Source organism: Nonomuraea sp. NPDC050786 (assembly GCF_040654115.1).
GTDB lineage: Bacteria > Actinomycetota > Actinomycetes > Streptosporangiales > Streptosporangiaceae > Nonomuraea.
In genome coordinates this window covers 16,430-29,778 of sequence record NZ_JBFAHJ010000008.1, presented here as the reverse complement: position 1 = coordinate 29,778, position 13,349 = coordinate 16,430, and the positions used below count along the sequence as shown (strand labels likewise).

Annotated in this window: 16 protein-coding genes and 1 pseudogene; 5 read left to right on the top strand and 12 right to left on the bottom strand. The window is 66.6% G+C overall.

Annotated features, from left to right (window positions below; genetic code table 11):
* Positions 1-47: 47 nt before the first annotated feature.
* Together AB0H84_RS17265 and AB0H84_RS17260 are read right to left on the bottom strand one after the other, a co-directional pair.
* Positions 48-1,511 (bottom strand): vanadium-dependent haloperoxidase, encoded by a 1,464-nt coding sequence (locus AB0H84_RS17265; RefSeq protein ID WP_357604342.1) that lies wholly within the window; start codon positions 1,509-1,511, stop codon positions 48-50.
* Positions 1,512-1,986: 475 nt separating this feature from the next.
* A complete protein-coding gene (locus tag AB0H84_RS17260) occupies positions 1,987-2,280 on the bottom strand; it encodes a hypothetical protein (RefSeq protein WP_357604340.1) in 294 nt (97 codons plus the stop codon).
* A 70-nt stretch (positions 2,281-2,350) separates the two neighbouring features.
* Between AB0H84_RS17260 and AB0H84_RS17255 the strand changes: the two genes are divergently transcribed.
* Positions 2,351-2,740 (top strand): hypothetical protein, encoded by a 390-nt coding sequence (locus tag AB0H84_RS17255; protein ID WP_357604339.1) that lies wholly within the window; start codon positions 2,351-2,353, stop codon positions 2,738-2,740.
* A gap of 594 nt (positions 2,741-3,334) precedes the next feature.
* On the opposite strand, the gene AB0H84_RS17250 is transcribed toward AB0H84_RS17255, so the two are convergent.
* From AB0H84_RS17250 to AB0H84_RS17220, 7 genes and pseudogenes are all read right to left on the bottom strand, one after another.
* Positions 3,335-3,736, bottom strand: a complete 402-nt coding sequence (locus AB0H84_RS17250; RefSeq protein ID WP_357604337.1) for a hypothetical protein — start codon at positions 3,734-3,736, stop codon at positions 3,335-3,337.
* 422 nt (positions 3,737-4,158) lie between these two features.
* Complete coding sequence (locus tag AB0H84_RS17245) at positions 4,159-4,395, bottom strand: hypothetical protein (protein WP_357604335.1); 237 nt, start codon at positions 4,393-4,395, stop codon at positions 4,159-4,161.
* Between the two features lie 281 nt (positions 4,396-4,676).
* Positions 4,677-5,228 carry an EF-hand domain-containing protein gene (locus AB0H84_RS17240; protein ID WP_357604333.1) on the bottom strand — a complete coding sequence of 184 codons (552 nt, stop codon included), beginning with the start codon at positions 5,226-5,228 and terminating at the stop codon, positions 4,677-4,679.
* Between the two features lie 134 nt (positions 5,229-5,362).
* Positions 5,363-7,549, bottom strand: a complete 2,187-nt coding sequence (locus AB0H84_RS17235) for a molybdopterin-dependent oxidoreductase (RefSeq protein WP_357605035.1) — start codon at positions 7,547-7,549, stop codon at positions 5,363-5,365.
* A gap of 6 nt (positions 7,550-7,555) precedes the next feature.
* Positions 7,556-7,660, bottom strand: a pseudogene (locus tag AB0H84_RS17230) (hypothetical protein); the annotation flags it as partial.
* A 140-nt stretch (positions 7,661-7,800) separates the two neighbouring features.
* Entirely contained in the window at positions 7,801-7,956 is a 156-nt protein-coding gene (locus tag AB0H84_RS17225) for a hypothetical protein (protein ID WP_357604331.1), read from the bottom strand.
* A complete protein-coding gene (locus tag AB0H84_RS17220) occupies positions 7,953-8,354 on the bottom strand; it encodes a hypothetical protein (protein ID WP_357604329.1) in 402 nt (133 codons plus the stop codon). Before AB0H84_RS17220 ends, AB0H84_RS17225 begins: the two co-directional genes overlap by 4 nt.
* Before the next feature lie 925 nt (positions 8,355-9,279).
* On the opposite strand from AB0H84_RS17220, the gene AB0H84_RS17215 reads away from it, so the two are divergent.
* Positions 9,280-9,450 carry a helix-turn-helix domain-containing protein gene (locus AB0H84_RS17215; protein ID WP_357605032.1) on the top strand — a complete coding sequence of 57 codons (171 nt, stop codon included), beginning with the start codon at positions 9,280-9,282 and terminating at the stop codon, positions 9,448-9,450.
* Positions 9,451-9,530: 80 nt separating this feature from the next.
* A complete protein-coding gene (locus AB0H84_RS17210; protein WP_357604327.1) occupies positions 9,531-9,734 on the top strand; it encodes a hypothetical protein in 204 nt (67 codons plus the stop codon).
* 453 nt (positions 9,735-10,187) lie between these two features.
* Here AB0H84_RS17210 and AB0H84_RS17205 read toward each other — a convergent pair whose 3' ends face one another.
* Positions 10,188-10,418 (bottom strand): transposase, encoded by a 231-nt coding sequence (locus AB0H84_RS17205; protein ID WP_357605029.1) that lies wholly within the window; start codon positions 10,416-10,418, stop codon positions 10,188-10,190.
* Positions 10,357-10,620: a hypothetical protein gene (locus AB0H84_RS17200; RefSeq protein WP_357604325.1), complete on the bottom strand. Its 264-nt coding sequence runs from the start codon at positions 10,618-10,620 to the stop codon at positions 10,357-10,359. The genes AB0H84_RS17205 and AB0H84_RS17200 overlap by 62 nt, the downstream gene beginning before the upstream one ends.
* Positions 10,621-10,821: 201 nt before the next feature.
* On the opposite strand from AB0H84_RS17200, the gene AB0H84_RS17195 reads away from it, so the two are divergent.
* A complete protein-coding gene (locus AB0H84_RS17195) occupies positions 10,822-11,358 on the top strand; it encodes a hypothetical protein (protein ID WP_357604323.1) in 537 nt (178 codons plus the stop codon).
* An 84-nt stretch (positions 11,359-11,442) separates the two neighbouring features.
* Here the strand turns inward: AB0H84_RS17195 and AB0H84_RS17190 are convergent, their stop codons facing one another.
* On the bottom strand, positions 11,443-11,715 hold the full coding sequence (locus AB0H84_RS17190) for a hypothetical protein (protein ID WP_357604321.1): 273 nt from the start codon (positions 11,713-11,715) through the stop codon (positions 11,443-11,445).
* A gap of 124 nt (positions 11,716-11,839) precedes the next feature.
* Between AB0H84_RS17190 and AB0H84_RS17185 the strand changes: the two genes are divergently transcribed.
* On the top strand, positions 11,840-13,144 hold the full coding sequence (locus AB0H84_RS17185; protein WP_357604319.1) for a ParB/RepB/Spo0J family partition protein: 1,305 nt from the start codon (positions 11,840-11,842) through the stop codon (positions 13,142-13,144).
* The last annotated feature ends 205 nt before the right edge of the window (positions 13,145-13,349 follow it).

Genomic DNA, 13,349 nt, shown 5'->3' with positions numbered 1-13,349 from the left:
TCATGACCGGGACGTCGCCACCCGGGCGCCGTCATGACGGAGGGTCGTCAGCCCTGGCCGGACCAGTACGCCTGGGCGCGCTGCCAGGCCGCGGCGCCGACCGCCCGGCCGAGGGCGCGGCCCTGCAGGTCGCCGGCGCGGAAGTGGATGCCGCCGTAGCGCCGCGACAGCCCGGCCTGGTCGGCCGCCTCGGAGAAGGTGTCCCAGCGCAGCGTCACGTCGGCGGCCGGGGTGACGCCCGGCTCGACCTGCGACGAGCCCTTCGCGATCACGGCCTGGCCGCCGAACGCGTCGCGGCCCGTGAAGCTCCGCAGCACCTCGGCCGCCGCTCCGCTGAACGTGCTGTGCCCCGAGACGTACTCCGCGAACGGCGGCGTCGGGAACGTCGGCACCTGATAGGGCACCCAGGTGGCGCCGTCGATCACCCGGCCGCCCCAGGTGGGGATCCGCCGGCCCTGGTACAGGTAGCGGACCGCGGTGATCGGACGGGCGGAGTCGTGGTCGCGCTTGACCTCCCAGGCGGCGATCCCGGCGTCCATCTCCGAGTTGGCCAGCGCGAAGAACATCTTCACGTCCTCGTCCAGGCCGTGCCCGTCGCGCGCCGACACCTGCTGGGCGAACAGGCACCAGTGGCCGGGCGGGGTCTCGCTGTTCGGGCCGTCGGCCCAGTACTCGGCGATCGCCTTCTGGCGGTCGGTCAGCGCCGCCGTGCCCGCCACGATCTCGGCGGCCTGCGCGCGGAAGGCGGCCGTGCCGTTCGCCGATGGCGCGGGCACGCCGTCGGCGAGGGCGCGGGCCCGGCCGCTGAAGGACGCCACCCCGCCCCAGTGGGGCGCCAGGAACGGCGGCGTCACCAGCACCCCCGCCTTGTTGCGGTACGTGAGCGGCTGCCAGCGGCTCGGGTCGTTGACCGAGGTCAGGGGATCGGCGACGACCATCGGGGCATTGACCGGGGCGTAGCCGGTGGTGTCGGCGTAGCCGCCGAGCTGGTTGGAGCCGTCAGTGTGCCGGTGGTCGAGCACCGCCGCGCAGGCGGCCAGGCCGGTGCGGGCGGGCTGGCCGGACGTGTCGGCCGGGTCGTAGCCCAGCTCGTTCATCAGGGCGTCGAAGGCGGGCCGCGCCGCCGGGTAGAGGTCTGCGGCGGCCTGATGGGCGGCGTAGCTGACGGCCTCGGCGCGGTTGGCCTCGGTGCGCTCCGGCTCGGGCCGGCGCAGCGAGCCGCCCAGCCGGGTGCCGACGGCGACCGCGTCGTAGGCGGCCCACGCGTCGTACGCGCAGGTGTGGACCACGGCCAGGGCCCTGGCCACCTGCGGCGGGCCGAGGGTGCCGGTGCGCACGGCGGACAGCACCGCCTCGTTCCACCGCACCACGACGTTGCGCCCGGCCCCGGTGTGCGCCCCCGCGGACGCCAGGGAGGCCGTCGCCGGGTGGGCGGGGGCGGCGGGCAGGAGGAGCGTGGCGGTGGCCGCCACGGTGAGCGCGAGCGCGCGTAAGGACGTCCGGTCGGGCATGGCAGATCTCCTCGCGTAGCGGGCCCCCGTGCACCTGGCCTGGCGATCATGCCACGCTCGAACGCGCATTCGAACTAACTCGAAGGTGGGTGTTGCCTATCCCGTGTTGTCTGTCCCTTCTTGTCTGTCCGGGTGTCGCTCGGCCGGGTGTCGCTCGGCCGGGTGTCGCCCGGTCAGGGGAGCGGGTGGTCGGTGTGGGGGTTGGCGGCGGCGCCCTCGGTGCTGAGGAGCACGAGCGCCGCGTCCGGTCTGAGGCCGAGGCCCGCGCGGCGCCACCAATGCCTCGTGGGACCTGAGGAGATCAATCCGGAGAAAATTCTGGGCGTGGTACCTGACCGGCCGTTGCCATACTGGGGTTGGGGAGTGATCCCCGACCCGTATGGGCGGTTGTTCGACGGCGACGACAGGGAAACACCGGTCCCCGACCCACCGCTCTCGCCGTGGCCGTGGGCGAACGCGCCTGCACCTACCACCGTCACCACGCACTGCCCAGGCCGGTAGGGCTGTCACAAACCGCTTGTTGTAGCCGGGCTGCTGGGGCAGTAGGGGAAGAGGTGGCGCAGGTGGGCATGGGCATGGCGGAGCGATTGGCCTCGGAGGTGAAGCCGAGTATGGCCTGCATCATGGCGAGGGTGACCAGTTCGGCATCACTCAGGCGGTGCGTGATGTCGACCGGCGTGCGCCACGGCGTCAGGTCGGGATGCTCTTTCAGGATGTCGTCGGTCGTCGCCTGGAGTGCTGTCGCTAGGGTGTCCACGTCGTTCGCCATAAGATGATCTTGGACACCCTCGTTCTCGTCTCCGCAGGCACCCCTTGGACCACACCACCAGGAGGAACCAGTGTCATACCCGCAACAGCTCACCCCCGAGGAGAAACTCGCCGACGCAAAGAAGCAGCTGGGCCTTCCGCGTATCGTCGTGATCTGCGGCTCCACCCGCTTCATGACCGAGATGACCGAGGCCGATCTGCGGGAGACCAAAGCCGGAAAGATTGTCGTCAAACCGGGTTGTGACATGAAGTCGCCGCACGAGCTTTGGTCCGATCCTGTCGAGGCCGAGGCGCTGAAGGTTCGACTCGATGATCTGCACCGGGCGAAGATCCGGCTCGCTGATGAGGTGCTCGTAGTCGGCGACTACATCGGAGACAGCACCCGAGCCGAGATCGCCTACGCCAGGTCGCTGGGTAAGCCCGTGCGGTTCACGCACCCCGAAGTCGACCCCGACGCCTGACCGCCCACCCCCACACCCTCCGCAGGCATCCCTTGGAATTGATCATCTACTTCTCGTGGGTTCATCGATCACGGCGCGTGGTGGGGATGCCAAGGTTCACGGCCATATGCTGCCCGCGGCCTGGAGTGCAGGCCACCCACCGCCTGAAGAGCCGCACGCCGATCGGGAAGAACGTTTCCGCTATGGTGAGGCGCCTGTCGGAAACTCGTCTGCGTTCGGGGACCTGCGCCTGCACCACGCAGCGGTTCGTCGAGAACCCGCGCGCTTCGGAGCAAGGCCGACCAGGACCCGTCCACGTGGATGCCGCCGGACCAGGGCGCACACTGCCAGTACGTGGCGGACTGGGTCACGGTGAAACTGCGCTGGGAACTGCCGACCGACCCTGCCGAGAAGGACGCGCTCGCCGCAACCGCGGCTGGCTGCCCTAACGAACCGATCACGATGCCGCCCCAGCCCTAACGGTGCCTGCATCTTTCGTGCGAGCCCGCCTTGGGGGCGGGCTCGCACGCTGCCCCGCGTAGAGCGCGAGGGGCGCTGGATGCGGTTCCTCGCGCAGGGGCTCCAGAATCAGGGGTCCGTCCCAGGACGGCAAGTTCAGGAGTGGGCGGCGCGGATCTCCGTCACGATGAACTCGTCGACGATGTGCCGGTTCTGCACCAGAAACCCCACCACTCCCGCCACCGCCTCCGCGCCCAGGGCAGCCCTCACACGTGCGCTCAGAAGGTAGACGAGGGGCGTCGACGGCTGGGTGAGAGTGAGGCCGCGGTCGTGGCGGTGCACGTCCTGCAGCGCCCTGATGGGGATCGGCCGCTCGGTGGTGAACCACGCCGCGACCTCCCATAGCGGCTGTGCAGGATCGACGTCGGCACAGGCGTGATAGCAGGCGACGCAGCCATGCCTGGCATGCTGACCATGCCGGCAGGTCCACTGCGCGACGTCCGCCGGGCTCTGGGCATGGGCGCTCAGGACGGCTGCTTCGGTGACTCGGCGGCGCACCGGTCTTGACCGGTCCTCCCGTGGAGAGACAGAGTCGCTGCTGATGATCGGATCCCTTCGCGGCTATATCCCAATACGTCGGAGCCAGTCTCGTTACTAGGTCGGAGCCCGGCCGATGGTGACGGTACGCGGCAGAGGGTCCGGCCGCATCAACAAGGCCGGCGCCTTGGCCTACCGTGACGGAGAACGGCCCCACCTGTTCTATAGGCTGCACATCTACCACGGCCGCACGAGCGAGCCCAAGACCTTCCCCTGGATCGACTATCGGGACCTGATCGTGGCCACCCACCAGCAGCCCGAGCGCGGCGAGGGCCGGTGGACGGCGGTCGCGAGGTGGCAGCCACACCCCCCAGCGATCCTGGATCCGACCAGTGCTCGAGCGGTGCAAGCTGGAGCCGCCCGCCGATCGGCCGCCAGCCTGTTCATCGCGGGGGGCGGTCCCGGTGCAGGCGCTGGCCGCTTGTGCTCGAGCGATCCTCGGGCCGCGCTACCTCGTCGAAGCCGAAGGCCTCTCGCAGGAAGCGCACGCCCTCGGAGCGCTCACCGAAGAGATCCGGGAAGCCCCGGCACATCGCTGCCGAGGCGACGTCGTGCGGATATGGCGGGACGGTGTCGTGGCAAACGATCCACGTGCCGTCGCGCAGCGTATCGTTGGTCAACTGCTTCAGCCGCCCCGGTGCCAATCCCGTGCGGTTGCCCGGATGATAGATCCAGGTCGTGCACTGGTCCTCAACGACACACGCGCCGTGCGGGCGTTCTGCGAGCAGGAGGCGAGAGTGTGGCCGCGGTTATCGAGCCAGCCGAGGAACGAGGTGGCGGATCTGTCCTGATCGCGGCTGAAGAGGCGTCGTTAGGGGCTGCCTGGCCTGAGGTCTTCACGCCGCACGCCCACACCAGCAGTGGTGTGGGCGTCGCGGGTCCCGGGCCGCATCATGGGCCGTCAGCCGGCGACCCTGCCGAACAGGTGGTTGGCGGGAGCGTCCGGGTCGTTGCCGTAGAAGAACTCCGTAACCGCCTGGTGGAATTCAGCGCGGTCCAGCACACCAGAGCCGTCTTGGTCCAAAGCGGCGAAGACCGCGGCGCAGTCCTCGCCGGGAACGCCGCCGACCGAGTCGAACATCTGCTGGAACTCCGCCTGGTCGATCTTGCCGTCTCCGTTGAGGTCGGCGAGGTCGAAGAAGCAGTTGGTCACCGGCTCGATCTGTTCCGGGTACAGGGCGGGGTCGGTCAGGACCCGCCTGAACCCTTCGGTCATCTCCCGCAGATCAACCTTCCCGTCACCGTCGTGATCCATCGGGGCGATCACGTTCGTCCAGAACCCGTCCATCCTCTCGGTGAGCAGGCGGGCGGTCTCGGAGTCCGGCGCGGCGCCGCGGGCGGCGATGTAACGCTCGCTCATCATTCGGACGTCCCGCTGGGTGATGAACCCGTCGCCGTCGACATCGGCGCCCCTGAACCATCGGCCGTACTTGAGGTTTTGAAGTGCAGTCACGATTACGCAAAGTATTCTATTGATTACGCAAACGCAAGTGAGCGGGTAGATCGTTCTTCGGCGGCCAAGGCCAGCCTGTACGCGCTGGACGATGTGCAGACGGAAACTCGCTCGAAGAGGCAGCAGGTTTCGTGTCAATGCTCGAGGTGTGGTGGGGTGAAGGCGAGCACATCGAGATGAGGGCCGCCGTAGAGCTCAACGTCGACCAGCGCACTGAGAGCACTAGGTCCTTGGGACAGACGCGAGCACGGCCGATCCGCCGTGAGGACATTGGGATTGCCGTGGCGGTCCAATGTTCCGCTCAGGCCTGGCTGGACCGGATCCCACCACGCTCCGGTGGACAGTTGTACGACGCCTGGCATGACGTCGTCCGACAGGACTGCGCCCGCGAGACAGCTACCTCGGTCGTTGTAGACGCGTACGATCATGCCGTTCTCGATGCCGCGCGACGCGGCGTCCAACGGATTGATCGCCACGGGCTCACGGCCACGGATCTTTGAATTGAGGCTGTGGCCACCGTTGTCGTACTGGCTGTGCAGGCGTGAGGCGGGCTGATTCGAGATCAAATGCAGCGGGAATCGGCCCGACAGGTCAGCGCCAAGCCACTCCACTGGTTCGAACCACATCGGATGCCCGGCGCAGTCGTTATAGCCGAATGAGTCGATCTCCTCGGAGAAGATCTCGATCCGGCCCGACGGCGTCGGCAGGGGGAAACGCTGTGGATCCGCGCGGAGCGCCTCGAAGCTGCCGGGAAACGGTCCGGTCAACGCCGGCAGCTCAGCGGTGGAGCTTCGCCAGAAGTCGTCGAAGCTCGGTAAGGCGGCATCGTCGCCGAGTTCGGCCCTCGTCTGCTCGTACAGGTGTCGGACCCATTCGATCTCGGTGCGCGACTGCGTGAACTCCTGCTCGTATCCGAGCCGGGAGGCCAAGGCGGTGAAGATGTGGTGGTCGGTGCGCGACTCTCCCGCCGGCTCGCGGACCTTCGGCATCGCGACGAGGTGAGGATCCGAGAATCCGGCGGCGAAGTCGTCGCGCTCCAAGCTGGTGGCGACAGGAAGGACGATGTCCGCGAACTTGGCCGTGGTGTTCCACCAGGCTTCGTGAACCACCACCGTGTCAGGGGTCTGCCAGGCTCGGGCCAACCGATGGAGATCCTGGTGGTGGTGGAACGGGTTCCCTCCGCACCAGTAGATCAGGCGAAGCTCCGGCAACGTGAGGCGCCGGCCGTCGTAGTCGATGGTCTTACCCGGATGCAGCAGCGTGTCAGCGATCCTTGCGACAGGGATGAAATCCGGGACAGGGTTGGAAATCCCGGGGATGGACGCCACGGAGGGGCGGCCTCTGGCAACGCCGGTCGCGTCCATCGTCGCGTAACCTGCACCCCAGCCGCAGCCAGACCGACCCATCGAGCCCGCCATGGCGGCCAGCACAACAGACATCCAGATCGGCTGTTCGCCGTGGTCTGCCCGCTGCACCGCGTAGTTGACCATGATGAGAGAACGTCGCGCGGTAAGGCGGCGAGCGAGGTCGGTGATCGCGTCGCGGCTGATACCCGTGATCCTCGCTGCCCAGGCAGCGTCCTTGGGGACGCCATCGAGCTCACCGACCACGTAGGAGGCGAAGCGGTCGAACCCGACGCAGCACCGGCGAAGGAAATCCTCATCGTGCCACCCGTTGACCAGCATCGTGTGGGCGATGCCAAGCATCGCGGCGGTGTCGGTGTTGGGGATGGCGGGCAGCCACTCGGCGTCGAGGAAGCCGGCGACGTCGCTGCGGATGGGGCTGACGTTCACGAACCGCACCCCGGCCTCACGGCACTGTCGCTGCAGGTTCTGCGTCTGGTGCCTGGCCAGCCCACCCGGGTTGATCTGGCTGTTCTTGAGGGCCAGCCCTCCAAACGCCACCACAAGCTCACAGTTGTCGGCTATCTCGTCCCACATCGGCATCCGCGACTGGTAGCTCCACGGATGCCCGCCGATCACATGGGGAAGGATGACCTCCAACGCCGCAGTGCTGTAGGTGTTGCGAGAATCGGTGAATCCCCCGCCCAGCGCCAGGAACCGGTGAAGTTGACTCTGCGCGTTGTGGAACACGCCCGCACTGGCCCAGCCGTAGGACCCGCCGAACACCGCGCTGTCTCCGTGCTGTGAACGCACTCGACGGAGTTCATCGCTCACCAGCGTGATCGCGTCGTCCCAGCTCACCTCCACGAAGGCGTCCGCGCCTCTGGCAGCGTCGCGGATGCGCGGCTCGCCGTTGAGCCAGCCCTTGCGCACCGCGGGGCGCAGCACGCGAGCGCCGTCATCGGCAGCTGTCACCATTCCGGGGCCGATAGGCGACGGCACGGGGTCATCGCCCCTCGGCTCAATTCGTACTAATCGCCCGGAATCGACCACTGCGATGAAACTGCCCCAGTGCGTCGCAACCGACATGCGTCGTTCCACCGTGCATCAACTCCATCCCTGAAGTTTTCCCTGCTTTCGACCGGCGGTTGCTTACGTCGCAGGGGCCTCCACTTCAGTCGACGGCCCGCAGGACGGAGATTTCCCCCATGCCCTGCTGCTCAACCCCGTCAGTGCGCACCGGCTCGTTCGGCGACCTCTGGCCCGTGATCGACGCCTTGCCCGCGTTCTTCCCTGTGGCGATCGTCAATGGCGGCGATCTTGGGAACCGGCAGGCCCATGGCCCGCAGCGCCAGGGCGAAGGTGAGCATGTCCTCATCGATCACCTTCGGCCAGCCGCCGTGGTGGCCGAGCGCGGCGGCGGCATGCCGGCGCGGGTGCTCCGTGTGCGGGGATGCAGGCGCGCGTGCGGCGCCTGGATGAAAACCCGGCGGTCGTCGGCGTCGGCGCAGGAGGTGAACAGCTCCTCGAACTGGTCGACGATAAGGAGTCTGCACCGGGCTTGCGTCAGCAGGTCGCGCAGCACGGCGGGGTTGTCGGCCGGGCGGCCTCGTATGCGGAAGCTGCCGCCGCACCGTTCCCTGAGGCGGCGAACAGCCTCCAACGACTCCGCCGGTTGGCAGCCCCTATCGGTGGTAAGGGGCGTCCCGTCGGAGACGCTGAGACTGACTTCTCGCCAGGTCTCGTCGCTGGCGGCGAGTTCCTGTGCCGCCAGTTGCGCCAACGGCACATCATCAGTGTCGAGCAGCAGCTGTGGCGAGTGGTGCTGAGGTGTTGTCGGTGGCGGTGCCTCTGCGGACGCCGCCGCTTTTGGGAAGTTGTCCTCCAATCGGCGGTCGGCCTCCGAGCTGTCCTGTTCGTGCCGTGGGTGCGGCGTCTGGCTACGGCCGCTCACCAACCCTCTGCGTCGGCCTGCCCAGCGCGGCCTATCCCACGCGGCAGCACTGATGAGAGCGGTCATCAGGAAACCCAGGCTGCCTCCAAGGCCGGTTGTTCCGTCGCTGTTCCGTGAGACACCGAACAGCAGTGCAACCTGATGAAAGGCGATGGAAGCTCACGGCCTGGTCGCTAGCCTGATCCGAACGTTGTCTCTGGCCAGAGATGCCAACGCCAAGATCTAGATTTTCGAGGGACGTCGGAGATCCAGCGGTTGATCATCGGTCGAGCTGTGACCGGCCTGCCGGTGAGGTAAGGATTTCCGAGGTCAGAGGGATGGCGTGGCCACGGAGCAGTTGTTGCGCCACGCCTTCCCCAGCCGACAGCTCATCGGGCGTCACACCCAGTTCTGTCTCAGTTCTGCCTCACGAAGATCCGGGCCGTCGGAACTGCCGATCGATGGCCTCGCGTACCCGGTCGTGCGATGAAGGCAGCATGTGAGCGTAGACACGGAGAGTGAGCGCCGGGTCGGTGTGCCTAGGCTGCTGGGGGTGGCGTCGCGTCTGGTGGGCGCTCGGTCAGCGGTTGCTCGGTCGCGGGCGGTGGCGTGGCTGGTGGAGCGTCTCGATTCGGTGTTGGCGGCTGAGGAGCTTGTGCGGCTGGTGGATTTCGCTTTGTCGTGGCGGATGCTGCTGGAGGGGGTGGTGGGGGATGAGCCGCCTGCGTGGTCGCCGGCGCGGTGCCGGTGTGGTGAGCGATCGTCCCGCTGGGATGTGAAGGCGTTGAAGGCGGACCTGAAGCGCCGGTATGTGGCGGGCGAGTCGATTCGTCAGCTCTCGGTGGCGACGGGCCGTTCATATGGGTTCGTGCATCTGCTGCTGGTGGAGGCGGGTGCGCTGCTGCGGCGGCGGGGTGGGACGCGGAAGGTGCGCGCCGCGTCTTAGCTGATGTTGTTCACCCAAATGCCGATGGGGATGGATAGCGCGGCGGACAGGATTATGCTGGCGAGGAAGAAGCGAAGTTCGTGGCGCCGACCAGCGCGGATGCTGGACTTGGTCTCACCGATGAGGATCTGCCGGATCTTCTCGGCTTCCTCCTTGTTGAGTTCAAGGAGTCGCTGTTGACGCTCGGCTTCGGCGAGGAGCGCTTCGCGCGCAGCCTGTTGAGCGTCGAGGTCGCGCCGCGCCGGAGTTGGTCCATCAGGGTGAGTGCTTCCGTGAAGGACTGATTGACTGCTCGGACGCGGCGGCGAAGTACCTTGGCAGGGTCTTCCTCGGGAGGGTTTCCTCGGCTTGCGTTCGGAATTCCCCGCTCAGGATCAAAAACATTGGGAGCAATACTCCGAGTGATGACGTCACGGCCATTGCGACGGTTTCCGGGATCTTGTGGTAGGCGGACCATCCGAGAAGCCCGGTGGCCACCATCACGATCAGGGTGGTCAAGACAGCAATGATGTGTCGAGGGCGCATTCATTCATTGCAGCGCGGCTGATCGTGACGTGTTAGTGCTGTGATCAGATCGCTATCTGAAGGTGCATTCAAGATCGTTAGCAGTGGAACATAAATCAGATTATGTTCCGCTCTGTGGGGTACCTTCGCGAGTGATCCACTTCCCTCGCGAAGGTCCCCCCGCCTGTCGGGGTCGGGCACGTAGGCGCGCTGCACGTACAGTTCGCTGTCGATCAGCGCGTGCCCGTGTCTACTGGCGTAGCTGGCATACACCGCGACGATGCAGTGGTCACCTTGCCGACGGTGCCGGTGTGCTGGCGGCCCACCCCGGCGGTGTGCGTGCCGCTCTTTTCCTGACCGGTTTCATCCAGCACCAACACCGCCTCCGGGCTGCGCAGATGCTTAACCACGAAGCTGCGGCCGGCATCGCGTACGGCGTCTTCGTCCCAGCTCGCGCGTGACAGCAGGCGCCTGCATCTTGTCCGGCCCCAGATCGCCGGCGTGTCGGGCCAGGTGCCAGCAGTTCTTGCGTGGGATGTCCGACAGCAGGCCTCGCAGATAGGCGTTCGCCGTCTGGCGTGGTTCGACGCGGCCGAACGCTCCCGCGATGTCGGAGGCGAGCTCGGCGAACTTCCCCTCCAGCAGTTCGGGCTCTACGACGGCCAATGCGACCGTCTCTTGATCTTGATTTCTCACAAGATCGCGATCTTAGAGGCGGCCGTTCGCATGCGCGAGATCACTCAGCGTGAACGATCACTGTCCTGTGACGGCAAATGTTGAGCGTGTGCCATCGAAGTGTGATCACCACGCTTCATGACAGTGCCACCCTCGGTGTCCGCCGCCGCACATCAGGCTTAGGCTGCTTGGATGCAGCGCATCCTCGTAGTGGGTATCAGCGGGGCCGGTAAATCCACCATGGCGCGAGCGTTGAGCAGCCAGCTCGCCGTGCCCTATCACGAGATGGACGCCCTGTACTTTGCCGGTCCCGGCTGGGCCGTGAACGAGCGGTTCCCTGCTCAGGTTGCAGAGATCGCCCGTGCGCGGGCCTGGGTCTTCGACTCGTACGGCTACCCAGAAGTCCGTGACCTGCTGTGGGAACGTGCCGACACCGTCGTATGGCTGGACTACCCACGGCGGGTCATCATGCCCCGAATCCTGCGGCGGTCACTACGCAGGACACTTCTACGCGAATCGATCTTCAATGGGAACCGCGAGACCGTGGCGGAATGGTTCCGGCGCGATCACCCAGCATGGTGGGCATGGTCCCAGCATGCGGCGCGACGAGCGGACATACAGCAGCGCATCCATGATCCCCGCTTTGCTCCCTTGCAGGTGATTCGCCTCACCACCGTGCACTCGTCTGCGTCTTGGCTTGGTTCCATGGGCATCGGTGACACCGCCTGATAGTCATCAAACTTCGATGACAACGCTCATTCTTCGATGGCAGGGGACAATCACGAACTACTGCTGTCGTACTAGGGGCCCGTGTCAGTGCCGGGATCGGTCGCGGATGGCAGCTTCAATCCGGAGCAGCGCACCGACCACGGCGATTCCCATGAAGATCAACACCCATACCTGGGTTCGAGCATCCAAGCGGTCATTCACCTGAATCAGAGCCAGTAGGACGCCGCCGACAACAGCGACCGTTCCCACATGCCGGAGTCCTGGGCGGCCTTTGGACAGGTCAAGCAGGTCGAACCAGCTCAACTTGTCTACCGGCTCCGGCTTGTTCGGCTGCGGCTCCTTGTTGGCTGCTGTCATGGCGTGAAGCATCCCACGCCATATCAAGATCCGAAAGCGCCTCCTTGGAGCGATTCGCCTCCGTTTCATCATCTTCCCGCCCGGAGGTGCTGTGTCCAGTCGCGTTGTTGACCAGACCTACCGCATGGTTCCGGTCGGCGACCTCGAACCGCACCCGGACAACCCTCACCAGGGCGACGTGGAGGTGATCGCCAGGTCGATCGAGAAGAACGGCTTCTATGGCACGGTCCTGGTCCAGGCAAGCCGGATGCGGATCATCGCCGGTGAGCATCGCTGGCGCGGGGCGAAGACCAAGGGCCTGGGCCAGGTGCCCGCCCTCATCTTTGACGTGGACGACGACACCGCGCTTCGCATCCTCCTCGCCGACAACCGCACCGCCGAAATCGGCTGGTATGACGACCCGGCCCTTGCCGAGCTGCTGCGCGGCCTGGACGACCTCGACGGCACCGGGTGGACGGAACAGGACCTTCGACGACCTGGCCGAAGCGATCGAGCCGATAACGCCGCGGTGGCCCTCGCCGCCGGAGGAGCTCCGGCCCCGGGCGGCGGCCGCGCCGATCAGGCCGGGTCCGACGCTCGCGACGAGGAGGAGTGGTCCGGGCGGGGCGACGCCGACCGCCAGGAGCGGCCCGCCGTGTGGGGCGTGGTCGTCACCTGCGACACCGAAGCGCAGCAGGTGCAACTCCTCAACCAGGTTGCCGGTCAGGGCTGGGAACGGGCGCCGCGATGGCCCGCATCACAGCGGTCGTCGAGGTGCCCGGCGCGCTGTGGCGGGACGAGAGCGCATCCACCTGGACGGGGCGCGGCCAACCAGGCCTCCCAGGCGGTGGCCACGCTGGCGGGCTCGACCGGGCCGATCGTGGATACGCTGCTGCGCTTCACCGGCCCGGCCGTGCAGCCGTCCATCGGTGACGTGGCCACGGGCGGGTGGGTGCTGCGTGCGGGCGGTCTGCTGGCGGGAGAGCGGTTGCTGATCGACTGCGGCCGCATGCAGGCCGCGAAGGTGACCACGGACACGTGGGATCTGGTCGCCGGGACGGACGTGACGGAGGAGATCGACACGATCGGCCCCGGCTCGCAGTTCCGGTGGCTGCATCTGGCGCCCGCCGCGGCGGCCGGCGACCCGTTCTCCCGCGCGGTGCTGGTCCCTACGTCCGCGACCGGCACGGACGCGAACTCCAAGGTGGGGCGGCCACACGGCCGTGATCATGATGATCCGGGCTTACGGCGTTACATGCACGACGATTGGTGGACGTGGGGTGAGAGGAATCACAATACGTCCAATTATCGCGGGTCAGGATCATTTTTGCGCCTGTCGAAGGAAAGTGTGGTATCACCTCCAAGTGACGACGTTAAGTGCCATTGTTGCTACAGGCAGTGGCATTTGAACGGTAGGAGGCACTTCATTGCCCTTCGACGACTTCGATAGGTCACGTCAGCGCGGGCTGGACGATCATCTCCGGCGAATTCAACGGTCAAACGACGACTGGGAAAGGAGGCGCAAGAGCTGGGAGAGGCACGTAGATAGGCAGAACGCTTCAGAAGGCATGGGTGGATTTGAGATCTTCCTCTGCGTTGTAGGCGTCGTAATCCTCCTGATCATCATGGCGAGCCGGTGAGCGCTGGTCTGCCAT